Below are 24,914 nucleotides of genomic sequence, written 5' to 3' on the forward strand. Positions count from 1 at the left end.
ATTTTCTTTGCTATCCTTCGTGTGATGAATTGTTCCCCCCTTGCATATTGCTGGAGATGCTATGTCTAAGAAAGTCGCCGTTCTACTGGCTCCTGGGTTTGAAGAGGCAGAAGCGGTTATGGTGATTGATGTGCTGCATCGCATGAAACTGAAGGTTGAGACACTGTCCTGCCAGGACATGTTGGAACTACGCAGCTATCACAATATCCGTATGTTTGCGGATGCGTTACTGGAAAGAAACATGGACATCCTGTTTGATGCGATAGTCATCCCTGGTGGCCCACAGGGAACCGCCAATCTGGCAGCAAATCCGCTGGTTGTAGAGTTTATTCGCCGCCACGATGCAGCCCAAAAGCTCATCTGCCCGTTATGTTCTGCTGCAGCCCGCGTGCTGGGTGGCAACAACCTGCTGAAAGGACGCCGCTATGTGTGTTCGGGCGACCTGTGGCAGGGTGTTACCGATGGTGTCTATGTAGACCAGAAAGTGGTGGAAGACGGTAACCTGATCAGCGGCAAAGGACTCGGTGTGGCGTTTGATTTCGCCTTTACCATTGCCAGTCGTCTTACTGGCGACAACGTCGACGCCAATTTCCAGGTGGAGCATATTGATTATGATTACTGGCGTGCGCCAGCATAATCAATACGTTGCGCGGTCTGAATGACCGCGTATGGCATTATTCTGAGTCAATCACTGTAATCGACTTCCCCGTAACGATCCCGATATTCCTTGGGTGTCACACTGTAGCCTTTTTTAAAAACCGAATAGAAATAAGGTAGGGACGGATAACCGCACATTAGAGAGATCTCATTGATCGAAATAGAGGTCGAGATCAAAAGATTACGAGCACGATCCAGCTTTTCTTCGTGAATTACCCCATGAATGGTCTGTTCCATCTCATCCTTGAAGCGCTTTTCCAAATTAGAGCGGGACAATCCTACCGCATCCAGAACCTGCTCGACCTTAATGCCTTTACAGGCGTGATAACGAATAAAATGCATTGCTTGAATGACCGCCGGATCGTGTACCGAGCGGTAGTCCGTAGAACGGCGTTCAACCACCCTGACTGGCCGTACCAGAGTACGTTGCAATGGCAGATTATGGTTATTCAACAGTTGATGTAGCAATTTTGCCGCCTGGTATCCCATCTGTCGGGTTCCCTGAGCGACAGAGGACAATGCGATACGAGACAGGTAGCGGGTCAGTTCTTCATTATCAATACCAATGACACACAACTTTTCCGGCACAGCGATATTCAAATGTTCACAGACCTGCAACAGATGGCGAGCACGAGAATCAGTAACCGCAATGATGCCGGTTTGCAACGGTAATGTTTGTACCCAGTCGGCCAGACGGTTTTGCGCATACTGCCAGTTGTCTGGTGTCGTTTCCATACCCTGATAAACCACCCCCTGATACCGCTCCGAAGCAACCAACTGACGAAAAGCATACTCACGTTCCTGCGCCCATCCTTTTCCCACCGATGCAGGTAAACCATAAAAGGCAAAACGATTCAATCCCTTATTTTTCAGATGCATAAATGCACTTTCAACCAGTGCGTAATTATCAGTGGCAATGTAGTGTACCGACGGGTAATCGGCCAGATTATGATAAGATCCACCGACACCGACCAAGGGGATATTCACTCCCGCTAACAACTCGACGATCTCCTTGTCGTCAAAATCAGCAATAACCCCATCACCAAGCCAATCTTTGATATTGTCTATTCGACAATGAAAATCCTCTTCAATGAAGATATCCCAGTCACATTGAGAGGCCTGGAGGTATTCACCCACACCTTCTACAACCTGCCGGTCATACACTTTATTCGCATTGAACAGCAACGTAATACGATAGCGTTTCTCAAACATGATGATGATTTTCCATCCGGAATTGTGCCTTTCTGAATAGCACAGCTACCCGACGACCCCAAATAATTTCCTTATTATTGCGAGTCGCCACGAATTTCCTGCCATTAATACCGTTAAATCAGACAATTCTCTTGGTAGCAGTATCCATCCACACAGCCAGTAATAAAATGCCACCCTTCACGATATACTGCCAGAATGTTGGGACATCCAGCATGCTCATGCCATTATCCAGTGATGCCATGATAAAGGCCCCCATCACCGCACCAGCAACACTACCCACTCCGCCAGCAAGACTGGTTCCACCAATCACACAGGCCGCGATAGCATCCAGCTCGGCAATATTCCCGGCTGACGGGGAACCGGCACCAAGACGAGAACTGAGTACTAACCCGGCGACCGCCACCATCAGGCCATTAATGGCAAATACGGCCATCTTGTTGCGTTCCACGTTAATCCCAGACAGACGAGCCGCATCCAGATTACCGCCAACTGCATAGATACGACGTCCGAAAGCGGTGCGGGTTGCCATAAAAATCCCGGCCAGCATGATCAAGGTTAATAGCAGAACCGGTGTCGGTACTCCCCGATAATCATTCAAGAGATAAACCGCGCCCAGTACAATCACGGCAGTGAATGCCTGACGAGTGACATCACCCGCAGCAGCGACAACCGGTAAACCAAGATGCATGCGGTGACGACGTTGACGCCATTGCCACAAAACAAATAGTATCAGCCCCAGAGCACCCAGCATAAAACCGATACCCGATGGTAGGTAACTTTGACCAATTTGAGACATCGCCGTACTGATAGGGGCAACGGTCGTACCATTGGTAATCCCAATCAGCGCCCCGCGAAACGCCAGCATCCCCGCCAGCGTGACAATAAAAGAGGGCACTTTGCGATAAGCGACCCACCAACCGTTCCAGGCACCTAACAGCAACCCCAGCAACAGCGTCACGATAATAGTCAAAGGCAACGGCCAGCCAAACCAGACATCAAAGATAGCCGCCACTCCGCCCAATAACCCCATCATCGACCCCACCGACAAATCGATTTCTGCGGAGATAATCACGAAGACCATACCCACCGCCAGAATGCCGGTAATTGACGTCTGGCGCAGAAGATTGGAAATATTGCGTGCGCTAAGGTAAGACCCCTCGGTCATAAACGTAAAAAAGAGCATGATCACAATGATAGCGGCGATCATGACGTAAACCTGCAGATTGATATGTTTTAGACGATGTAGTACCGATTCCGGTGCTACGATGGCGTTATGCCGATCAGACAACGACGTTTTCAGCATGATGCTCACTCCTTAATGCAGCTTCCATTACCTGTTCCTGAGTCAAATCATGATTAGGTAAATCAGCTTTGATACGCCCCTGGTGCATAACCAGAACCCGATCACTCAGGCCCAGCACTTCTGGCAGTTCGGAAGATATGACAATGACGGCGATCTGTTGCTTAACCAACTGATTGATAAGTTTGTATATTTCGTATTTCGCACCGATATCGATTCCCCGCGTCGGTTCATCGAGAATCAGGATTTTTGGTTCTAACAATAAGCACTTCGCCAATACTGCTTTTTGCTGGTTCCCACCGCTAAGACGGGCAATGGCGAGTTCCGGTGATACCGTTTTGACCTTCAGGTTAGCGATTGACTCCCGTAACGTGTTTTGTTCCTGGGCATCATTCAGTATCGAAAAAGGCCCCGTAAACTGATCAAGCGCCGCCAGCGTAATATTCTGCGCTACGCTCATCACCGGAATAATGCCATCTTTTTTACGGTCTTCCGGCACCATGGCTATGCCCAGCGCCATTGCTTGACGGCAATGACTGATAGTGACACGTTTCCCCTGAAGATAGATTTCACCCTGCCAATGGCCGGGATAAGAACCGAATAGACACTGGACGGTTTCCGTTCGACCAGAACCCACCAACCCGGCTATCCCCAGAACTTCGCCACGATGCAGGGAAAAAGAGACATCATCAACCCGACGAATATGTCGGTTAACCTGGTGCCAGGCAGTCAGATGTTCGACGCGCAGAATTTCCTCGCCAATAGTGTGCGGCTCATTCGGATACAGCTCCGTCAGTTCCCGCCCCACCATCATGGCAATGATTTGATCTTCACTCAGTTCCGCTGCCGGACGAGTACCAATATGTTTACCATCCCGGATGACACAAATCACATCGGAGATAGCCTTCACTTCGTTCAGCTTGTGGGAGATATAAATGCAGGCAATACCGTGGTGACGCAAATCCTGCACAATATCCAGTAAAATAGCGGTTTCCCGCTCAGTCAGAGATGCCGTCGGTTCATCCAGAACCAACAATCGCACCTGCTTATTCAGCGCTTTGGCAATTTCCACCAGTTGCTGCTGGCCTAAGCCCAGTTCTCCAACTTTGGTATGAGGATCGACATCCAGCTTTACCTGTTCCAGCATTTTCTGGCAGCGTAAATACATGTTGTCGTAGTCCATGACGCCATAACGTGACCATTCATTACCCAGGAAAATATTTTCCAGTACGGACATTCCCTTCACCAGCGCCAGCTCCTGATGAATAATGGCAATTCCCTTCTGCTCAGTGTCACGAATATGATTTGCTCGCAGCTCATCACCGGCAAACGTAATACTGCCTTCATAACTGCCATACGGATAAACCGCGCACAGCACTTTCATCAGTGTGGATTTGCCGGAACCGTTTTCACCGCACAGTGACAGTACCTGCCCCGCATCCAATTGCAGGCTGACATTGTCCACTGCCTTCACCACACCGAATGACTTGGTGATATTTTTCATTTCCAACAAACACGGCATAGCAACCTCCATAAAACCAGGTAGGTGCCAAATCTAATGAGAATAGCCCGATCGTTGATAGGACTACGCTACTCCCCTGACTCAGGAAAAACCGGTCAATAACCATCTACTATCAATCAGTTAACGTGTTGATGGCTCGGGGATAGGAGCACTTCAATGAACCCCATCCCCGAACTCACCCTGCGTATCACGCTTAAGTGATGCGCATCAGTTATAGACATCCGATTTTTTTTGGAAGCCATCAGCAATGACGGTGCTGTCAATATTCGATTTATCGACAGGAATAGGTGTCAGCAGGAAGGAAGGGATATCTTTCAGACCATTGTTGAGTGTGGCATTAGACTTCGGCGTTTTCCCTTTTCCCAGTTCCACGGCAATATCAGCGGCATCTTGTGCCAACTTGCTGATAGGCTTGTAGACCGTCATGGTCTGCGTACCGGCTACAATACGTTTTATGGCCGCCAAGTCAGCATCCTGGCCCGATATAGCGACCTTGCCCGCCAATCCCTGGGCAGACAATGCCTGAATCGCACCGCCAGCAGTCGCATCATTGGAGGCGACAACAGCGTCAATTTTATTGTTATTGGCCGTCAGGGCATTTTCCATAATTTTCAAGGCATTTTCCGGTAACCAGGCATCCACCCACTGGTCCCCGACAATATGAATTTTCCCACTATCAATCAGCGGTTTTAAGACTTTCATCTGCCCTTGCCGGAAAAGTTTGGCATTGTTATCAACCGGTGAGCCTCCCATCAGAAAATAATTACCCTGGGGTACTTTGCTTATCAGATATTTCGCTTGTAACTCACCGACCTTTTCATTATCAAAGGAAATATAAAAATCCACGTCGGCATTATTTATCATACGATCATAAGCCAGAACCTTAATACCTTCTCGTTTGGCTTCTGCAATCACATTACTTAATACCTTACCGTTATAAGGAATAATAACCAGGACATCGACGCCTCGATTGATCATATTTTCTATTTGATCCATCTGAGTCTCTTCATTACCGTTTGCCGATTGAACAAAAACCTTAGCCCCTTGTGCTTCCGCTTTTTTTACAAAGATGTCACGGTCTTTTTGCCAACGTTCGAGACGTAAATCATCAATCGCCATACCTATTTTTACTTCTTTGGCAAACCCGGGTTGAGCGATTATGGCAAGTGCGGCACAAACTGACAGTAAAAAGTGTTTAGCTTTCATCGTAGAGTACCTTTTTTTATACATACCTTAAATAATTTGAGTAGCAGGAAATCAGCAACCAGGTGAACCACCAGAAGCTTACAGAAGTAAGTGACTGAGGTGAGCAAAGGCAGCTAATACACCTGCAACGTGCAATATGACGGGTATAGATGCAGGACACAAAACTTCAATAACCAGCAGGATTGTTCACGTTAATCTGTTTTGCATCAATTACAGATTTTTATCCCTTAATTATGTTTTTTGGTTTAATTGTTATTTTTTGATAGCGGTCATGTTTTATTGTCGTTGCCGAGCCTGCTTATTCCAAACTTTGCGAAATGTATTCAGTGTTAAGTGTTAATGATGTCCATTTTTTGCGACACAGTGCACATTTAATAATTATCTCAATTTCAGTGTGAAATAACGTAATTGAGCAAATCACGGCAAGATCAGAATATGAATCATTGTCCCGAACTGTCATACGGGTGGTTTCTAAGGAGTTCACAATGCACGCTTATTTTGATCAAATTGAAAAAGTCCGTTTTGAGGGTACTAACAGTACCAATCCATTCGCTTTTCGTCATTACAATCCCGATCAGGAAATTCTTGGTAAGCGAATGGCCGACCATCTGCGTTTTGCCGTTTGCTACTGGCATACTTTCTGTTGGAATGGTTCCGACATGTTTGGTGTCGGCGCGTTCGAACGTCCGTGGCAACAGTCAGGTGACGCCCTGGCTCTGGCAAAACGTAAAGCCGATATCGCCTTTGAGTTTCTCAGCAAGCTGGGTGCCCCTTACTACTGTTTTCATGATGTGGATGTTTCACCGGAAGGCAACTCACTGAAAGAGTATCTGAACAATTTCGCTGAAATGGTGGATATTCTGGCAGCCAAGCAGCAGGAAAGTGGCGTGAAACTTCTATGGGGAACCGCGAACTGCTTTACCCATCCACGTTATGGAGCCGGGGCCGCGACCAATCCCGATCCCGAAGTGTTTGCCTGGGCCGCAACACAGGTGTTCACCGCCATGAACGCCACCAAAACGCTGGGTGGCGAGAACTATGTGTTATGGGGTGGCCGTGAAGGCTATGAGACACTGCTGAATACCGACCTGCGTCAGGAACGTGAACAGATTGGTCGCTTTATGCAGATGGTGGTGGAACACAAACATAAAATAGGTTTCCAGGGGACATTGCTTATTGAACCCAAGCCACAGGAGCCCACAAAACATCAGTACGACTATGACGTCGCCACAGTCTATGGTTTCCTGAAACAGTATGGACTGGAAAAAGAGATTAAGGTTAACGTCGAGGCGAACCATGCGACATTGGCCGGACACACTTTCCACCATGAAATTGCAACGGCCATTGCACTGGGTATTTTCGGTTCTGTCGATGCCAATCGCGGTGACCCGCAATCAGGTTGGGATACCGATCAATTCCCCAATAGTGTCGAAGAGAATGCCTTGGTAATGCATGAAATCCTCAAAGCCGGAGGGTTTACTACCGGGGGGCTTAACTTCGATGCCAAAGTCCGCCGTCAAAGCACTGACAAATATGACCTGTTCTACGGCCACATTGGTGCGATGGATACAATGGCGCTATCGTTGAAGGTTGCCGCTCGCATGATCGAGGATAACCAGCTTAATCAATTGGTTGCCAAACGCTATGCTGGCTGGAACAGTGAGTTGGGGCAACAAATCCTACAAGGTAAAGCATCTCTGGAAATGCTCTCAAAATACGCAGAAAGTCATCAGTTGGCGCCACATCACCAGAGTGGACGTCAGGAACGCCTGGAAAATCTGGTTAATCAGTATCTGTTTGATTAACGCGCTGACTTAACGCTTATATACCCTGAATAATTGGAGTTGCAGGAAGGCGGCAACGCAGCGAATCCCCAGAAGCTTACTCAAGCCAGCCTCTGAGGTGGCAGCGGCCCCAAAGGAACGAGGCCCAGGGATGGGCCGAGTAACTGAAAGAAGCACACGCACCGACAACGCTAAAGATGACGGGTATATATCAGTCAGCAATGAATAAGTAATAAAGGGAATGAACACCATCCCGTTCCCAATGTGAAAGAAAACGGTCTGACCAGGATAGGACAACAGCATAGCGAGGCACCGCATGTATATCGGTATTGATCTCGGAACATCAGGCGTTAAAGCCATTTTATTGAGTGAAACCGGCGAGGTTATCGCCAGTCACCATGCCACATTGACCGTTTCCCGCCCGCATCCGTTGTGGTCAGAACAGGAACCAGAGCACTGGTGGCAGGCCACTGATGAAGCGATGCGAGCACTGGCAGCACAGCATGATTTACACACAGTAAAGGCCTTAGGGCTCTCTGGACAGATGCACGGCGCCACCTTGCTGGACAAGCAGCAACGCGTGTTGCGACCTGCCATTTTGTGGAACGACGGACGTAGTGCCGCACAATGCCTGGAACTGGAGCAGTTGGTGCCCCGTTCCCGGCTCATCACCGGTAACCTGATGATGCCGGGCTTTACCGCACCAAAACTGAAGTGGGTACAGGAGTATGAGGCCGATATATTCAATAAAATCGACAAAGTGCTACTCCCAAAAGATTACTTACGCTGGCGGATGACCGGCGACTTCGCCAGTGATATGTCCGATGCCGCGGGTACATTGTGGCTGGATGTCGCCAAACGGGACTGGAGTGATGCGTTACTGCAAGCCTGTTCTCTTACCCGAGACCAGATGCCCACGCTGTATGAAGGCAATCAAATCACGGGTCATTTGCTATCCGATGTCGCAGCACGTTGGGGAATGAAACCCGTTCCGGTCGTCGCTGGCGGAGGAGACAACGCGGCAGGCGCTATCGGTGTGGGATTATACCAACCCGGTCAAGCCATGTTATCACTGGGAACTTCAGGGGTTTATTTTGCCGTCAGTGACGGTTTTCTCAGCAATCCCCAGCGTGCAGTACACAGTTTCTGCCATGCGCTACCTGATACCTGGCACCTGATGTCTGTGATGCTCAGTGCGGCTTCCTGCCTTGACTGGGCCGCCCGGTTGACCCGTGCTGACAGCGTAGCGGCACTACTGGCAGAAGCGGAGCAACACGTGAATGAAAAGGCGACGCCGGTTTGGTTCCTGCCTTATCTATCCGGTGAGCGCACACCCCATAATAATCCTCAGGCAAAGGGGGCATTTTGGGGACTGACACATTCGCATGGCCCGGCAGAATTGGCTCGCGCCGTGTTGGAAGGGGTTGGATTCGCGCTGGCGGACGGTATGGATGCCCTGCACATGACGGGCTTACAACCTGAACAGATCACGCTGATTGGTGGTGGTGCCCGCAGCGCGTACTGGCGACAAATGCTGGCAGACATCAGCGGGAAAACGCTGGAATACCGTACTGGTGGTGATGTTGGCCCCGCACTGGGAGCAGCCCGTCTGGCACAAATCGCACTCAACCCACAAATACCGCTGGAACAGTTATTACCACAACTCCCGCTGGAACAAACCCATTATCCCGATCCGCAGCGCCATGCCAGCTATGCGCAACAGCGGGAAACGTTTCAGAAACTTTATCAGCAACTCAGTCCGCTGATGGTGTAATTCACCAGGCTTGTATTGTAGCGGCTCGCGCCGCTACATAATTAGTCGTTGTGAATGCAACACATTAGCCACTGTAAATGAAAAAGAAGAACATTTCTGGCAACGTCGTTAAAGCGGGGATCAAGTCGTCCTGATTCAGCCTGGTTATGTCCTGATTTGGCCTTCTTTCCTCTCGATGATTACCGCATTATGGCTGTCACCAACACGATAAGGAGACAGACCATGTCACGCAGCGCGCTATTAATTATTGATGTACAAGAATCTTTTCTTCACCGCCCCTTCTGGCAAGAACAGGATGTACCAGCCTTTCAGAGCGAAATACGGCGACTGATCGATGGCTGTAAACGGCTGGGTGTCTCTCTGGTTGACGTTTTTCATGTTTCCGATACAGGACCGTTTTCTCTGGAATCCGGCTATGTTACCCGGTTGCCATTTTTGACCCATCAACCCGATATCCAGGTGCATAAACACGTGCACAATGCCCTGACTGAATCAGGATTGAATGAATGGTTACAGCAACAAAATATAGATCATCTGATTATTTCAGGCTTACGCACCGAACAATGCTGCGAAACCACCGCGCGGGTTGCGTCTGATTTGGGCTATCAGGTAACGTTTGTCACTGAGGCCACCATGACATTCCCGATGACTCACCGTGGGCAAACCCTTAGTGCCAGCCAACTGAAACACCGGACAGAAACTGTGCTTGTTGACCGTTTTGCCGCTATCTGTACCGTGGATGAGTGCCTGGAAAAACTTAATCACGCGGAGTAATAACATCATGACACGACAAGTCTATTTTCTGCTGTTACCCGGCGTATTAACCCTGGATGTCACAGGTCCGGCAGAAACCCTGCGACTTGCGGGTCGGTTTGATTTGCATTACATCAGCCCAGAAACCGATATCATCAGCTCAATCGGACTGACGCTGAGCCATTTACAACCCTTACCCCCGACGTTACCACCAGAAAGTATCCTGGTAGTTCCCGGTGTATATGATTCCAGCCGTTATTTCTCGACACCACAGGCCGACGTGGCACGACAGTGGCTGATGCAGCTAAAACCCATGTTGCAAGATCAGACGATAACACTGGTTTGCATCTGTTCTGGTGCGTTGCTGGCGGCACAAGCTACGCTGCTGGATGGATATCAATGCACCACACACCACGATGTGATTGAAGCTTTATCCCGACAAGCACCGCGGGCGTTGATTAAAGCAAACCGGATTTTTGTCGAAGACCGGGGCGTCTATACCAGTGCCGGTATCACCACCGGGATCGATCTTTCGCTGCATTTGATTAGCCGTTTTCTGGATCCGCAGCAATCGCTCCGCGTTGCCCGCGAGATGGTGATCTATTTCCGACGTTCTGGTAACGATGAACAACTTTCGCCCTGGTTACAGCATCGTAATCACCTTCATCCGGTTATCCACCGGGCACAGGATATATTATCCGCAGAACCTGAAGCAGCGTTGTCACTCACGCAGCTTGCCGACAAAGTCCACGTTAGCAGCCGCCACCTGACCCGGCTTTTCCGCGCGCATTTAGGTATCAGCGTACGTGAATATCATGAGCAGCTACGAGTGGCTGTGGCACAGCAGCGGTTACAGCAGGGACTAAAACTGGAAAAAGCCGCTTTGATGGCCGGTTTTTCATCCGGACGTCAACTACGCCGGGCGCAGCTGCGTATTTTGCAGCAGGAGCCGTGACATCAGCAAATCAGACGACGCTTATCTACTCGCTGTAACAGCATCGAAAACAGTAGGCTCACCATTAAGGCGACAGCAAATACATAAACAATATCCAGCACCGGATAATCGGTCAGTTCCAGATCGTGTGTGCGCAAAAAATGAATGACCAGTGCATGAACGCCATAGATCGCCAACGAATGGCGTGAAATCAACGCCAGTCCTGACGAAACATGTACATTCAGATAGTTTTTGAAAACAAGTAACAGACTGGTCGCTGCAATAAACACCAACGGACTACAGTAGGTATAGAAAGTCTGGGCAAAATCACCGTTAACTTCTGTTTGCTGCCGGGTTCCCACGGCGATCAACACCACACACAGTACAAACACCCCAACCGCGGCTCTCGCGACGTTCCGTGGTATATTCACCATCCCTAATGCCCTTCCTGTTATGGCATATAACAGATAGTAAAATGTGTCACCAGACACATAGAGATTCACCGGAAACCATTTGCGTCCATCGACCAGCCAGTCACCAGCGTTTGGATTCGCGATTACCGCCAGCACTACAATCACCGCCATCAAATAGCTGACTGATGTCAACCGCACACAAATCAAGGGCGACAGCAGGTAAATCGCGACGATGGCATAGAAAAACCACAAGTGATAAAACACCGGTTTCTGTAGTATATGGTTGATTGCATGGAGTGGATTCATCGGAGTTAATGTTGACATGTAGAGCAGCGCAACGACGCTGTAAAACAGAATGCATAAACCAATACGCAGAAAATGTTTCCCTCGCGCCTGACGTTCCCCAAAAAATAGATAGCCTGAAATCATAAAGAACAGCGGTACGCAAACCCGTGAAGCAGAATTCAGTATATTTGCCACTTCCCAATAATTGTCACCCGGCTCACCACCTGTCGTAACATACCAGGAGGTACTGTGGATAAGAACAACCATCATGCAGGCCACTGCCCGCAGATTATCAATCCACCTGATCTTATCTGTCATGCACAACTCCGCGACATGCTGTATTGACTCATCAATACAGAGATGACGCCAATGGGATCAGTACAGCTTATCGGTTGCATTGCATAACCTCAACGTCGCAACATCAGATTCGAGCTGAGGTAGAGAGGGGAGGAGGAATATCAGGGCCACCGAAGTAGCCCTGAAAAGGAAAAACCGCGTTAGAACAGACCCATCGGCTGCTCGGAGTAACTTACCAGCAGACATTTGGTTTGCTGATAATGATCCAGCATCATCTTGTGGTTTTCACGCCCCATACCTGACTGCTTGTACCCTCCAAACGCCGCATGTGCCGGATAGGCATGATAGCAGTTGGTCCACACACGACCGGCCTGAATACCACGCCCCATACGATAAGCAATGTTGGCATTGCGGCTCCATACCCCAGCACCCAACCCATATACCGTATCATTAGCGATTTCCAGCGCATCATCCATGGTTTTGAAGGTAGTCACGGCCAGTACCGGACCAAATATTTCTTCCTGGAACACTCGCATGCTGTTGTCCCCAAAAAGAATGGTAGGTTCCAGATAGTAACCCTGCGTTAAATCGCCAGGCAGTGTCTTACGATTTCCCCCCGTCAACACTCGCGCACCTTCTTTCTTGCCAATATCAATATAGTTAAGGATGGTATCCAACTGACCGGCAGAAACCTGCGCCCCCATCATGGTTTTGCTATCGAGCGGGTTGCCAACGCGGATAGCTTCCACTCGCTTGATGGCTCGCTCCATAAAGCGTTCATAAATAGATTCCTGCACCAGCGCACGGCTCGGACAGGTACAGACTTCCCCCTGATTAAAGGCAAACAGGGTAAACCCTTCCAGAACCTTGTCAAAGAAGCTGTCTTCTTTATCCATAACGTCAGCAAAGAAGATATTGGGAGACTTGCCCCCCAGTTCCAACGTTACCGGGATGACATTCTGCGCCGCGTAACCCATGATCTGCTGACCCACTTCTGTCGAGCCGGTAAACGCCACTTTAGCGATACGGGGCGATGTCGCCAGATACTCGCCAATCTCACTACCGGAACCGTTCACCACATTAAGCACACCTGGAGGTAACAGATCCTGAATCAGCTCCATCAGCATCAGCACGGAGAGTGGTGTCAGTTTGGCGGGTTTCAGCACGATACAGTTACCCGCGGCCAGCGCCGGAGCCATTTTCCAGCAGGCCATCAACAGTGGGAAGTTCCAGGGAATAATTTGCCCCACCACCCCCAGCGGCTCATGGAAGTGATAAGCCACCGTGTCTTTGTCGATTTCACTGATGGCACCTTCCTGTGCGCGAATACAGGCGGCAAAGTAGCGGAAATGGTCAATACCGAGCGGAACGTCTGCATTAGTGGTTTCACGAATCGGTTTACCATTATCCCAGGTTTCCGCACTCGCCAGCAGATCGATATTCTGCTCCATACGATCAGCAATGCGATTCAAGATCGTTGCCCGCTCTGCGGCCGACATGGCTCCCCATTCCGCCTTGGCTTTATGCGCAGCATCAAGCGCATAATCCACATCTTTATTACTGGAGCTGGCAACTTCACATAGTGGCTGACCGGTTACCGGAGTCAGATTAACGTAGTATTCTCCGCTAGCCGGTGGAACCCAGGCGCCACCAATAAAATTGTCATAGCGTTTTTTCAAAGTAAGAGCATATCCATATTCGCCGGGCATAAGCCGGCTTCCTGACGTGTCATGTGCCATTTCTGTCTCCTTTGGGCTGCACTATTTTTCATTACGCATTTACGCGTTATGCGGCGATGCCGCAGTGAAAATAAAATGGATACATCATTGGTAAAACAGAAATTATTGAATAAATTGTATGCGACGTTACGCGCTTGTGATAACAACAACACGATGAAAAAGACAACTCTTCGATTCAGCACACAATTTATCTTCACGCTGTTGCATGCTATTGCTGATCATGCGGATACGCTCACTGTTGTGGGATAAAAACTCGCATCCCCATGCGGGCAATGAAATAATGCCACAATGAAGTCACGGTTATCAGAAATGGGTAGCGCAGGTGAATAACGGTAATTTTCCAGTCGAGAGCGGACAGATGGCACCTGCGGGAGCGTGTCAGCAAACAATATGGCATCAGGGATCGCTAGAGCAGTCACAACAGGATTGGCTGGCAGAAGAAGTGCCGGTAGCACTGGTTTATAACGGCATCTCGCATGTTGTCATGATGGCGTCGCCAAAAGATCTGGAACTGTTTGCTCTGGGATTTTCGTTATCTGAAGGCATCATCCAGTCGCCGCAGGATATCTATGGTATTGATGTCGTGCCGGTGTGTAACGGTATTGAAGTGCAAGTTGAACTGTCCAGTCGCCGGTTTGCCGGTTTAAAAGCACAAAGACGGGCAATGGATGGACGTACCGGTTGTGGTGTGTGTGGTGTGGAGCAACTGGCAGAAATCGGCAAACCGGTAGTACCACTCCCGTTTAGCCAGACATTCTCGTTACATCAATTGGATACGGCACTGGGACAGCTGAAGAGTGTACAACAAATAGGGCAGTTGACCGGTTGTACTCACGCCGCCGCCTGGATTTCACCGGATGGAAACCTGCAAGGCGGCTGTGAAGACGTAGGCCGACACGTCGCGCTGGATAAATTGCTGGGAATGCGTGCCAGAAATCCCTGGCAACAAGGTGCCGTGCTGGTTTCCAGCCGCGCCAGTTATGAAATGGTACAAAAGTCAGCCATGTGCGGCGTTGAAATTCTGTTTGCCGTTTCTGCTGCAACCTCGCTGGCCGTTGAAGTTGCCAATCGTTGTAATCTCACACTGGTGGGCTTCAGTCGACCCGGACGTTCAACCATTTATACCCATCCGCGACGGTTGCGTGAATAGTTGTGCTTTCCCCCTGGCCTTAGACCAATTTGTTGCTAATTAGCACCATTACGGCATAAGAGCTTGTAATACAGGGATAAAAAAGGATAACTCACTAGCCAGAACTGCGAATAATCATTTTCAATATCATTTAATTAACTATAATGAACCTATTACTTACGCGGCGCTAACAAACACAGTGTCGCACCATAATAATTACGCCCGCAACAATTGGAGATGCTAAACATGAGTTATTCCCTGCCATCCCTGCCTTATGCTTATGACGCACTGGAACCTCATTTCGATAAGCAAACGATGGAAATCCATCACAGCAAACATCACCAGGCCTACGTCAATAATACTAATGCAGCGCTGGAGTCCTGCCCTGAATTTGCCAGCTTGTCTGTTGAAGAACTGATCACCAAACTGGACCAGGTGCCAGCTGAGAAGAAAACCGCACTGCGTAACAACGCAGGTGGACATGCCAACCACTGCCTGTTTTGGAAAGGTCTGAAACTTGGCACTACCCTGACGGGTGATCTGAAAGCCGCTATCGAGCGTGACTTCGGCAGTGTTGATGCTTTCAAAGAAAAATTTGAACAGGCTGCGGCTACCCGTTTTGGTTCTGGCTGGGCATGGCTGGTACTGAAAGCTGATGGTAAATTGGCCATTGCTTCTACCGCTAATCAGGATAGTCCGCTGATGGGTGAAGCCATTTCAGGTATCTCTGGCTACCCTATCCTGACACTGGATGTGTGGGAACACGCCTACTATCTGAAGTTCCAGAACCGTCGCCCAGACTACATCAAGTCATTCTGGAACGTGGTGAACTGGGACGAAGCAGCCAAACGCTTCGCTGAAGCCAGCAAATAATCCGGCTATCCTCCGCTAAGGGATTCACTGTTAAAAAGCCCGAAGTAACGTTTTGTTACTTCGGGCTTTTTTTTATTGGCTTAAAACTGTGATTTAACCCGTCAGATTGATATAAAGTTTTTTCTCAGTGCGCCGATAAGACTTCTGTGCCCTTTCTCAACTAGATTTCGTACAAGCTGCATCTGTTATGCGGATAATACGACATTTCATAAGACACATCCTGCTGGCGATTCCGGGTATTAAGGCATCCATACTTTACCTTAACGACCTAGCTCATTAATTATGGACGAAAATAAATGACGATGAAATTTGAAAATATTAAAGTCGGCAAGAAGTTAGGATTCGGATTCCTATTAATACTACTGTTAACTATCATCATTGCCAGTGTAAGTATAAAGTATGTAGAAACGTTAAGAGATCGTTTCGAAAAAATCACTTTAAACAATCAAATTAATGAAGCGATTAACCAGGCTCGTTATTATCGGGCATTATATATGTCCAATTATAACCCTGATGATATTAAGAAAAATGCTGAAAGCATTGATCATATTGTCAATATTCTGGCGATTATCCAGACAAAATCCTGGAGTAAAGATTACGATGACAGACTTCAGAAAATTTCACAGTTAATTAATGAATATAAAGAGAAACAGAAAGTTTACCTTGCAGCAGTAGCCAAAAAAAATGATGTCAGAAAGAGCTGGAACATTTCTGGTACGACACAACCGCTCAACGAGCTGGAACAACAGATAAAAAGTGAAAATAACCCTGAGTTACTGCTACAACTGACCAGGCTGAATCAGAAACTCATCACTGTCCGTTATTATGTACGCGGACTGCTCCTTTCTCGCAACAGCGAAGCAGAAAAACCATTAATTGCCGCACTGGTTGATGCCCAAAACAGTCTCAGTCAGCTTTATCAGGCGCTAAACAAAGACCAACAGACATTGATTGATCCTGTTGTTTCGACACTAAGTCACTACAAGACACAAATCCAAGCTTATCTCCCGGCGTATCAGGAAGAGTTAAATCAGGCCAAAAACATAGCGGACACCGCACAAACGCTCTCGAATATGGTCGTTAACATGGTTAATGAAGAGATACAGATCTCAGGGCGCGATATCAAAAATGCGGAGCTACAGATAGCCATTACTGCGCTGATTACATTGATTCTGGGTATCATCATCGCCTTGTTTATATCCCGCCAGATTACCCATCCGCTCAATCAAACCGTCACCATTGCCGAAGGTATTGCTACCGGTGACCTCACCATGCCCATTACCACCACCCGTCGCGATGAGCTGGGTATGCTGTTTGGTTCAATGGCAAAAATGAAAGCCAATCTGCATACCATGATTGACGAAATTCGCCTGGGTGTCAGCCAAATCACGACTGCCGCCAGCGAGATTGTTGCTGGTAACAACGACTTGTCAGCACGGACTGAAGCACAGGCTGCCGCCGTAGAGCAAACTGCAGCGAGTATGGAACAACTGACAGCCACCGTGAAACAAAATGCGGATAATGCCCATCACGCCAACAAACTGGTAGTAGATGCCACTCAAACCGCCAAAGAGGGCGGTAAGCTGGTAGAAAATGTGGTGCACACGATGTCCGAAATTGAGGGCAGTTCCAAACGTATCGCGGAAATTACCTCTGTCATTAACGGTATCGCTTTCCAGACCAATATTCTGGCCTTGAACGCTGCGGTGGAAGCCGCCCGTGCCGGTGAGCAGGGACGAGGGTTCGCGGTAGTCGCCAATGAAGTCCGTAACCTGGCGCAACGTAGTGCTCAGGCAGCCAAAGAGATTGAAGGTTTAATCGCCACTTCAGTCGAACAAGTCACACACGGTGCCAAACTGGTCAATAATACTGGCAAGACCATGACAGACATCGTCACTGCCGTTACGCACGTTCACGATATTATGAGTGAGATAACGGTGGCGTCTGACGAACAGAGCCACGGCATCGCACAAGTGAATCAGGCGATTGTGGATATGGACAGCACGACCCAACAAAACGCCGCCCTGGTTCAAGAGTCTTCCGCTGCCGCCAGCTCGTTGGAAGACCAGGCCATGATGTTGTCCAACGCTGTTTCCGCCTTCCGTTTGTCTTCTTCACAGGAACTGGAACCGATAACTCACGGTATTTCATTTACCCGTACAACACAGCAACTGCCATATAAAAAATAATGCGTTTGCCTTAATTCAGCGTAGCCTCTGGGCTACGCTGTTTTTCTGTCGCCAAGTTATATACTAAATAATGAGCGCTACTGGAAGGCACAAGTGAAAGCCCCCCCCCGATGATCATACTGAGGCAAGTAATTCGAGTAACTGAGGCAACTTAAAGCCTGACGAGTGCATCGCCTTACAGCATATTATGCAGATTTTTTACACATAATAAGTCACGCTGATAAAATCACTTCGGTATATTTCTTCAAAAAAAACGCTACTGAATAAAATGAATCGTGGGGAATTTTGGTTTATTCCACCGATAATTATTTGTACAGCGCCACTAATTGCATTAAGAAAACATAGAAATAAAATCTGAAAAGATGATTAAAAGCCCATGGAATAGTACTCGAACATAATGATAACTATCAGGATTAATATATTATTACTCACTGATTTTGAGAAACCATCAAGATTACTACATTTTATACCCAATAGATTTCAAGGTGCAGGAGGCGGCAAGAGAGAGTCCCGATGAGCTGACTCAGGTAAATGATTCGGGTGACACATCTGCAACTTGAAAGATCGCGGGTATAAATGAGAAGGCTATGGCTGACGCTTAGCCAAGCGTCAGAAGATACATTAATCAATAAAGTTAATACCACCGAAGTGTATATACCTGTCATCCGTCAGTTAAAAAACGGCAACCCATCTCTCATCACAGTGTGAATTATGCCGATACTCCCCCGATTTTCGTGGACGGGGCGGAGTGAACAAGCGCCCAGATCGTCAGTGGCGAACGATTGACCCGACATCAAAACGGTTTCGGCGCATACCCCGTCATTTCTTTCAGACCCATTTCACGGCCCAGGGCGGTCATGGGATGTACCACCACCAATCCACGGACCGTTTTTTTCAACGTCCCCATATCAGCCTGCTCTTTTTTGGTTATTATCCGGCGAAAAGGTAAACCAGTCAGTTTCTGTGCTTCTTTGCTGAGTTTCTGCTCGCAGACATTGCGCAACCGTTCGATCTCCGCTGCCAGTTTCTCACAAGCCGCCTGATTCTCCGTAATCGCGTCTGCTTCACCTTGCTGAATTAAGTGGGCCTGTTTGAGCGTTAACGCATGCAGTTGATCGCTCAAGCGTTTAATTTCGGCCTTTTCCTGCTTTTTCATCACTAAACCTGTTTTTTTATCAAAATAATGGTCATAAGCATACACCAAACCCCAGTGTATGCAGAAACGAAGGGAATCATTTAAACATGCCATGGCAAATGAAGACATACACGTTGATGTTAACGCGAGGAAAAGGGTTAGAACGCCTTTTTCAGACTGATTTGCGAGATAAGTTCGGTCAGCGATAGTACCAGTGTAGAACGAACCATTTGCTGATAACGCTGCTGCTGCATGGCAATCAGCATATTGTCGTCAGGATCACCACTTGCCGGCAGCGCGGGCGGCGACGGCAGGTTGACAACACAGTGAAATTCACTGACAGGGCCAAAGATCTCATCGTCAGTGAAACGATAGTCGTGGACATCATGGGTCAGTTCTTCCGCCAGGGCCATCAACAGTTCAGCATCCTCATACTCTTTACGGCTGATCATGCCCAGACCGTAAATCAGCTTCAACCGTACTGACAACTCACCCAACGGCCCGGTACCGGATAACAGCGGTTCGACGGCATATTTCACGGCATAATCATCTTTGCGAAATACCTGTAACATCAGAATACTGACAGCTTCCGCCAGCAACTGAACGGCCGTCAGCATAAAGCCTCGCACCGTTTTACCACTATTTAGCGATTCCAATACCCGGTTTTCAAATGCCTGAGTTTCATCCATCGTCACTTCTCGTACTTTAACCTCGCACACAGCCTTGCCCTTGCTATGCAAAAAGCGTTTTTTCACGGGCACACACTATTCATTATTCAAACGCACCCGATAGAGAAAGCAAGGGCAAAACCTGACTTGAGCCGAGACGCGCCGATCACTGCATGGCGTTATACACACTCACTGCCTGTCCGACAACCTTACTGTCAGCATCCAGACCGGAAATTTGTGCCAATGCGGCCTGTGGTCCCAATTTCTGCAGCAAATCCGCCAGTTCATTTGCTTGTGGATCCTGTTCGCTGCGGTAGTGCATCGCTGCCGCAATACCGATGACCAGATTATCGTGCGGCAACCCATATTCCAGTGTTCCCAGCAACGGTTTGATCAGACGATCACCCGCGCTCAGCTTACGTAATGGCTGGCGTCCGACACGCTCCACATCATCATGCAGATACGGGTTTTCAAAACGGCTAAGGATTTTCTGGATGTAAGCCTGATGTTTATCGGCATCAAAACCATAACGGTTGATCAGCACCGCACCACTCTCTTCCATTGCGCCTTGCACCACACGGCGGATTTCCGGGTCGAGAATAGCATCACGGATAGTTTTATGTCCGGTTCGCTGCCCCAGATATGCAGTAATGGCATGACCGGTATTCAGCGTAAACAGCTTGCGCTCCACAAACGCCATCAGATTATTGGTCAGTTCCATACCGGTAATGGCCGGGGGCTGACCGTTAAACTGCGTTTCATCCACAATCCATTCACTGAAAGTTTCCACCGTTACAGCCAGCGGGTCTTCGCTACCGGTTTCTGACGGTGGCACAATCCGGTCCACGGCGGAATCAACAAAACCAACATGTTCTGACACCCATGCCAAAGACGATTCCGGCAGATGCTTTAGCACCTGTTGTTTTAACTGGCTGGTGCCACGCACCATATTTTCACAGGCAATGATGTTCAGCGCTTGCTGGTTGCCGTTGTCATGGCGCTTCACCAGGCCTTGAGCAATGGTGCCAGCAATTTTCTCCAGAATTTGCGGGCCAACCGCCGTCGTCACCATATCAACGTCGGCAATCAGATCGATGGCTTGCTGGCTACCACTGTGCACCGCACTGACATTATTAACGGTATCCACCTGCATTTGTTCGCCAACGATATGAACTTGGTAGCTTTTTCGCTGATTGATGGCATCCAGCAACGGCTGGTTCACATCAGCAAATATCAGGGTGATACCGGCATCGGCCAGCAGCTTACCAATAAATCCGCGGCCGATATTACCGGCGCCAAAATGTAATGCTTTCATCATGCGTTAACCTTTCAAGACAAAACATAAAAAGAGGCCGCCCGAAGGCGGCGCTGCTCGTCAGGCACTCTTTTTACCGGACAACAGGTCGAGAACATCCTGTACATCATGAGTCTGCGCCAGGCGTTCAATCACTAATTCGTCATCCAGCGCATTGGTCAGGTTGGTGATAACCTGAATATGCTCGTTATTACGGGCGGCGATACCAATTACCAGGCGAGCGACTTCATCCTCTTCGGCGCCAAAACGCACCCCTTGCGGATACTGACAGAACACCACACCGGTTTTAATCACCCGATCTTTCGCTTCAATTGTCCCGTGCGGCACCGCGATAGACTCACCCAGATAGGTGGAGGTCATTTTTTCACGCTCCAGCATGGCATCCACGTATTCCGGTTCAACATAACCACGCTTCACCAACTGTTCACCCGCAAAACGGATCGCCTGCTCTTTATCGCTGGCCTGCTGATTCAAGAACACGTCTGCGGCAGTCAGTTGAAACAACGCCGGCTGACTGGTTTCACTTTCCGATACCACGGCGATAACGTCTGGCGAACCATGTTGTTCCGGCTGTGCGGCCTGCAAACGGGCGACCAGATCGCTGTACAACTGGCTATCCAGGAAATTCGTCAGCGAAATATGTTGTGCCTGTGGCGCATGGCGCATGGCGCGCTCCGTTAAATCACGGTGCGTGATAACCAGGTCGACATCGTCCGGCAGACTATTGATGGCATTGTTGGTGACGCTAATATTTTTCAGACCGGCATTTTGTACCTTCTTGCGCAACACACCAGCCCCCATGGCGCTGGAACCCATACCGGCATCACAGGCGACGATGATTTTGCGCACCGTACTCAGGTCACCACTAATACCGGTCGCGGCCTGACCTTTGGAGCCGGATTTCATTTCCTGCATGCGGCGGGTCGCCAGTTCCAGATCATCGCCTTCCTTGATTTTGGTGCTTTTCAGCAAAATCGAGGAAACCACGAAGGACACGGCAAATGCAGCAGTAACGGCCATAATGTTAGCGAAATAAGCACCTTTGGGCGTCATCGCCAGTACGGCCAGAATGGATCCCGGCGACGCCGGAGAAACCAGACCGCCGTGGAGTACACCCAGAGTGAACACACCCGTCATACCACCCAGAATAACCGCGAGAAGCAGACGCGGATTCATCAACACGTAAGGGAAGTAGATTTCATGAATCCCCCCCAGGAAGTGGATGATAGCCGCACCCGGTGCTGATTGTTTGGCATTGCCCCGGCCAAAAAACATATAGGCCATGAGTACGCCCATCCCCGGCCCTGGGTTGGCTTCAATCAGGAAGAAAATGGACTTGCCGGTTTCAGCAGCCTGCTGGATGCCCAGCGGTGAGAAAATCCCGTGGTTAATGGCATTGTTGAGGAACAGGATCTTTGCCGGTTCAACGAATATTGATGCCAACGGTAGCAGATTGTGTTGCACCATCAGATGCACACCGGAAGACAGGAACCTCGACAGTATTTCTACCATCGGCCCAATCGCCAGAAAGGCCAGAATCGCCAACAGCATACCGATAATACCGGCAGAAAAGTTGTTGACCAGCATTTCAAAACCACTTCTGATTTTGCCGTCAACCATCTTGTCAAAGCGCTTGATCGTCCAACCACCCAGCGGACCAACAATCATGGCACCGAGGAACATTGGAATGTCTTCACCGACAATGACCCCCATGGTAGTAATCGCACCGACCACGCCACCACGTTCTCCCCCGATCAAACGACCACCGGTATACCCGATCAGCAACGGCAGCAGGTACTTAATCATCGGGCCAACTAACTTGGCCAATGTCTCGTTGGGAATCCATCCGGTCGGGATAAACAGCGCAGTGATAATACCCCAGGCGATGAAGGCACCAATATTCGGCATCACCATATTGCTCAGAAAGCGGCCAAAATTCTGTATTTTGACCCTAGTATCTGGTGAGAGCATAAAAATACACCCCTATTATATAAAACACGCCGAGGAAAACGCGCGTGAGAATTATCGTGAGACGGCGTGAAATGTCCCGTCAGTATTACTGTATGCAGCGCGACTCTAACACGCTATTTTCATACCGCAACTCCATGGTATAAATGTGACAAAAATCACACATTTACCCCACAGTACCGATACAAATAGGTGATTTACTTCACAAAATTATAATAAAAAGGTCGTTTTGTATGAAATTCATTCAATTAGAGAGAAATGAAAAGTGATATAGATCACGCTTTTGGCTTGATGATTTGTTCTTGTTATGTGACTAGCATCACAAATAACTTTCTGTTCTGACGGGTTCGGCGGATAACGAAGCGACACATTGGGCCCTTGCAAGCAAGCGGCCTCACATAACACGATCGAGGTAAGTCAATATCAGGAACACCAGAGGAGCACCATACCCTGGAGCTCCTCTGGCATCCCGGTTAGCCAATCGGCATTATTCGTCTAATGGCCCGCTATCAGATTTTGCCCCTTCAAGGCGTTAACCAGATTCTGTTGCTGTGTCGCCAGATCCGACACCATACCGTTGTACTGATCCACTTGCTGCTGTGTGTGAAACTGCACATTGGAATCGTTGAAAACCACTTGATTACCCTGCGATTGTAAATAATCCCCCACCTTAATCAGGCTTTGGATAAACGATACACTGTCCGGCACGATGGATATCATCGCCGTAGCCGGCTTAACGACCACGCGGTTATAGAGTTTGTCATAGACCAGCTTCAGATCTTCAGGCTGCTTCAGTGCCTGTCTGGCATTATCGGCCTGCGTTTTCGCGTTCAGTGACTGTTGCCCCAGCAAATTCAATGCACCAATCAGTTGACGCAGGTTATTGCGCTGAGAAATATAATCCTGTGGCACACGAATATGAGAAACTTGCTCCAGCATGGGTTTCAGGCTGCCAGCGACGACTTGTTGCAGTTGCCGGTTAAACGTGGTCAAGACAGCGTAGTCCTGAACGTAATGTCCGAAAGACTGCTTCTGCTGTTCAGTCAGCACGGGGAGCTGCCGTTCTTCCTGTGGTTGAATACTCTGCAAGAATGCAGTAAACGCCTGACGCTGCTCCTTATCTTTGTCGCCACAGGCTGTAAGTTGTAATGCCATAAAAAACATAATCACTGGCAATAGCCAGCGTGAACGGTAATCCGCCAACATGTCTACTACTCCCGTTTTATTACTCCGCAGTGTTTAAATACGATACTTTTCACTCACTACGCTAAGCATAGACGACCCCACTTACCCGCAGGGCGAAAAACACGTATTTTGAACAGATGTCGCACCTCACCAAAGGTGACGCCTGTTCATTCTACGCTTTATTTGTCAAATTCCATGCACCGAATCATGCACCGAATAGATAGTTTTCTGCACAGTTACAGTGCAGAAACAGCCCCCCAACGGACGAGTGACACCACAAAAACCAGGCTAGCCAGCGCGAGACCGTGTCCATAAAAAATGGGTCGACGAGGCATTCTTGCCCGTGGATAACCAGGACAACACCCGGCCATTCAGACCTTGATTCAAGGTTGAACACAAGCTGGCAAGATTATTGCTTACCTTTAATATGGCAGGAGCGATAGCGGGCAACCGGTGTCGCCAGACAATTTGGTAATGGGTTACTAGGGTTCCGGTTTAACGACGCAGGTCCGAGAGTAACCGACCGCCCTCTGGCGGTTACACGGCGGGATAAAAGCCCGGGAGGATACAGCGAGA

Annotated in this window: 19 protein-coding genes and 1 riboswitch; of the genes, 8 read left to right on the forward strand and 11 right to left on the reverse strand. The window is 48.8% G+C overall.

Features of this window, described 5'->3' with window-relative positions; all coding sequences use genetic code 11:
- The first annotated feature begins 61 nt into the window (after positions 1-61).
- Entirely contained in the window at positions 62-637 is a 576-nt protein-coding gene (locus RS889_RS22350; RefSeq protein WP_315708738.1) for a DJ-1/PfpI family protein, read from the forward strand.
- 47 nt (positions 638-684) lie between these two features.
- On the opposite strand, the gene xylR is transcribed toward RS889_RS22350, so the two are convergent.
- The 4 genes from xylR to xylF all read right to left on the reverse strand — a co-directional run bounded on the left by xylR (position 685) and on the right by xylF (position 5,897).
- Positions 685-1,869: a D-xylose utilization transcriptional activator XylR gene (gene xylR, locus RS889_RS22355; RefSeq protein WP_021013965.1), complete on the reverse strand. Its 1,185-nt coding sequence runs from the start codon at positions 1,867-1,869 to the stop codon at positions 685-687.
- A gap of 118 nt (positions 1,870-1,987) precedes the next feature.
- Positions 1,988-3,172 carry a xylose ABC transporter permease XylH gene (gene xylH, locus RS889_RS22360; protein WP_315708739.1) on the reverse strand — a complete coding sequence of 395 codons (1,185 nt, stop codon included), beginning with the start codon at positions 3,170-3,172 and terminating at the stop codon, positions 1,988-1,990.
- Positions 3,150-4,691 (reverse strand): xylose ABC transporter ATP-binding protein, encoded by a 1,542-nt coding sequence (locus RS889_RS22365; RefSeq protein WP_315708740.1) that lies wholly within the window; start codon positions 4,689-4,691, stop codon positions 3,150-3,152. The genes xylH and RS889_RS22365 overlap by 23 nt, the downstream gene beginning before the upstream one ends.
- A gap of 207 nt (positions 4,692-4,898) precedes the next feature.
- Positions 4,899-5,897, reverse strand: coding sequence for a D-xylose ABC transporter substrate-binding protein (xylF, locus tag RS889_RS22370; RefSeq protein WP_315708741.1), 999 nt, complete (start codon positions 5,895-5,897; stop codon positions 4,899-4,901).
- A 485-nt stretch (positions 5,898-6,382) separates the two neighbouring features.
- Between xylF and xylA the strand changes: the two genes are divergently transcribed.
- The 4 genes from xylA to RS889_RS22390 all read left to right on the forward strand — a co-directional run bounded on the left by xylA (position 6,383) and on the right by RS889_RS22390 (position 11,163).
- Entirely contained in the window at positions 6,383-7,702 is a 1,320-nt protein-coding gene (xylA, locus tag RS889_RS22375; RefSeq protein ID WP_315708742.1) for a xylose isomerase, read from the forward strand.
- 295 nt (positions 7,703-7,997) lie between these two features.
- On the forward strand, positions 7,998-9,455 hold the full coding sequence (xylB, locus tag RS889_RS22380) for a xylulokinase (RefSeq protein ID WP_315708743.1): 1,458 nt from the start codon (positions 7,998-8,000) through the stop codon (positions 9,453-9,455).
- A 222-nt stretch (positions 9,456-9,677) separates the two neighbouring features.
- Positions 9,678-10,229 carry an isochorismatase family protein gene (locus RS889_RS22385; RefSeq protein ID WP_315708744.1) on the forward strand — a complete coding sequence of 184 codons (552 nt, stop codon included), beginning with the start codon at positions 9,678-9,680 and terminating at the stop codon, positions 10,227-10,229.
- Positions 10,230-10,236: 7 nt separating this feature from the next.
- Entirely contained in the window at positions 10,237-11,163 is a 927-nt protein-coding gene (locus RS889_RS22390) for a GlxA family transcriptional regulator (RefSeq protein ID WP_021013958.1), read from the forward strand.
- 2 nt (positions 11,164-11,165) lie between these two features.
- Here the strand turns inward: RS889_RS22390 and RS889_RS22395 are convergent, their stop codons facing one another.
- Both RS889_RS22395 and exaC read right to left on the reverse strand, forming a co-directional pair.
- Entirely contained in the window at positions 11,166-12,158 is a 993-nt protein-coding gene (locus tag RS889_RS22395) for an acyltransferase (protein WP_315708745.1), read from the reverse strand.
- A 179-nt stretch (positions 12,159-12,337) separates the two neighbouring features.
- Positions 12,338-13,876: an acetaldehyde dehydrogenase ExaC gene (gene exaC / locus RS889_RS22400; RefSeq protein WP_315708746.1), complete on the reverse strand. Its 1,539-nt coding sequence runs from the start codon at positions 13,874-13,876 to the stop codon at positions 12,338-12,340.
- A 358-nt stretch (positions 13,877-14,234) separates the two neighbouring features.
- Between exaC and fdhD the strand changes: the two genes are divergently transcribed.
- From fdhD to RS889_RS22415, 3 genes are all read left to right on the forward strand, one after another.
- Complete coding sequence (fdhD, locus tag RS889_RS22405; RefSeq protein ID WP_315711162.1) at positions 14,235-15,026, forward strand: formate dehydrogenase accessory sulfurtransferase FdhD; 792 nt, start codon at positions 14,235-14,237, stop codon at positions 15,024-15,026.
- 225 nt (positions 15,027-15,251) lie between these two features.
- Complete coding sequence (gene sodA, locus RS889_RS22410) at positions 15,252-15,878, forward strand: superoxide dismutase [Mn] (protein ID WP_021013954.1); 627 nt, start codon at positions 15,252-15,254, stop codon at positions 15,876-15,878.
- A gap of 296 nt (positions 15,879-16,174) precedes the next feature.
- Positions 16,175-18,067: a methyl-accepting chemotaxis protein gene (locus tag RS889_RS22415; RefSeq protein WP_315708747.1), complete on the forward strand. Its 1,893-nt coding sequence runs from the start codon at positions 16,175-16,177 to the stop codon at positions 18,065-18,067.
- 793 nt (positions 18,068-18,860) lie between these two features.
- On the opposite strand, the gene RS889_RS22420 is transcribed toward RS889_RS22415, so the two are convergent.
- The 5 genes from RS889_RS22420 to RS889_RS22440 all read right to left on the reverse strand — a co-directional run bounded on the left by RS889_RS22420 (position 18,861) and on the right by RS889_RS22440 (position 24,359).
- Positions 18,861-19,223, reverse strand: a complete 363-nt coding sequence (locus RS889_RS22420) for a YibL family ribosome-associated protein (protein ID WP_021013951.1) — start codon at positions 19,221-19,223, stop codon at positions 18,861-18,863.
- A gap of 137 nt (positions 19,224-19,360) precedes the next feature.
- Positions 19,361-19,957: an MltR family transcriptional regulator gene (locus RS889_RS22425; RefSeq protein ID WP_425475164.1), complete on the reverse strand. Its 597-nt coding sequence runs from the start codon at positions 19,955-19,957 to the stop codon at positions 19,361-19,363.
- 79 nt (positions 19,958-20,036) lie between these two features.
- Entirely contained in the window at positions 20,037-21,185 is a 1,149-nt protein-coding gene (locus RS889_RS22430) for a mannitol-1-phosphate 5-dehydrogenase (RefSeq protein ID WP_037381046.1), read from the reverse strand.
- A 60-nt stretch (positions 21,186-21,245) separates the two neighbouring features.
- A complete protein-coding gene (locus RS889_RS22435) occupies positions 21,246-23,156 on the reverse strand; it encodes a PTS mannitol transporter subunit IICBA (protein WP_315708748.1) in 1,911 nt (636 codons plus the stop codon).
- A gap of 492 nt (positions 23,157-23,648) precedes the next feature.
- Positions 23,649-24,359: a DUF3053 domain-containing protein gene (locus tag RS889_RS22440; protein WP_315708749.1), complete on the reverse strand. Its 711-nt coding sequence runs from the start codon at positions 24,357-24,359 to the stop codon at positions 23,649-23,651.
- 450 nt (positions 24,360-24,809) lie between these two features.
- Positions 24,810-24,904: riboswitch (guanidine-I (ykkC/yxkD leader) on the forward strand.
- Positions 24,905-24,914: the final 10 nt, after the last annotated feature.

The sequence above is a fragment of the Brenneria uluponensis genome (assembly GCF_032395385.1).
Lineage (GTDB): Bacteria > Pseudomonadota > Gammaproteobacteria > Enterobacterales > Enterobacteriaceae > Prodigiosinella > Prodigiosinella aquatilis.

Coding starts and splice junctions, on each gene's coding strand:
- RS889_RS22385 (WP_315708744.1), top strand. CDS start 9,678: ATGTCACGCAGCGCGCTATTAATTATTGATGTACAAGAATCTTTTCTT.
- RS889_RS22390 (WP_021013958.1), top strand. CDS start 10,237: ATGACACGACAAGTCTATTTTCTGCTGTTACCCGGCGTATTAACCCTG.
- xylB (WP_315708743.1), top strand. CDS start 7,998: ATGTATATCGGTATTGATCTCGGAACATCAGGCGTTAAAGCCATTTTA.
- RS889_RS22350 (WP_315708738.1), top strand. CDS start 62: ATGTCTAAGAAAGTCGCCGTTCTACTGGCTCCTGGGTTTGAAGAGGCA.
- RS889_RS22420 (WP_021013951.1), bottom strand. CDS start 19,223: ATGAAAAAGCAGGAAAAGGCCGAAATTAAACGCTTGAGCGATCAACTG.
- RS889_RS22440 (WP_315708749.1), bottom strand. CDS start 24,359: ATGTTGGCGGATTACCGTTCACGCTGGCTATTGCCAGTGATTATGTTT.
- exaC (WP_315708746.1), bottom strand. CDS start 13,876: ATGGCACATGACACGTCAGGAAGCCGGCTTATGCCCGGCGAATATGGA.
- sodA (WP_021013954.1), top strand. CDS start 15,252: ATGAGTTATTCCCTGCCATCCCTGCCTTATGCTTATGACGCACTGGAA.
- RS889_RS22415 (WP_315708747.1), top strand. CDS start 16,175: ATGACGATGAAATTTGAAAATATTAAAGTCGGCAAGAAGTTAGGATTC.
- RS889_RS22435 (WP_315708748.1), bottom strand. CDS start 23,156: ATGCTCTCACCAGATACTAGGGTCAAAATACAGAATTTTGGCCGCTTT.
- RS889_RS22430 (WP_037381046.1), bottom strand. CDS start 21,185: ATGAAAGCATTACATTTTGGCGCCGGTAATATCGGCCGCGGATTTATT.
- xylF (WP_315708741.1), bottom strand. CDS start 5,897: ATGAAAGCTAAACACTTTTTACTGTCAGTTTGTGCCGCACTTGCCATA.
- xylH (WP_315708739.1), bottom strand. CDS start 3,172: ATGCTGAAAACGTCGTTGTCTGATCGGCATAACGCCATCGTAGCACCG.
- xylR (WP_021013965.1), bottom strand. CDS start 1,869: ATGTTTGAGAAACGCTATCGTATTACGTTGCTGTTCAATGCGAATAAA.
- RS889_RS22365 (WP_315708740.1), bottom strand. CDS start 4,691: ATGCCGTGTTTGTTGGAAATGAAAAATATCACCAAGTCATTCGGTGTG.
- fdhD (WP_315711162.1), top strand. CDS start 14,235: ATGGCACCTGCGGGAGCGTGTCAGCAAACAATATGGCATCAGGGATCG.
- RS889_RS22395 (WP_315708745.1), bottom strand. CDS start 12,158: ATGACAGATAAGATCAGGTGGATTGATAATCTGCGGGCAGTGGCCTGC.
- xylA (WP_315708742.1), top strand. CDS start 6,383: ATGCACGCTTATTTTGATCAAATTGAAAAAGTCCGTTTTGAGGGTACT.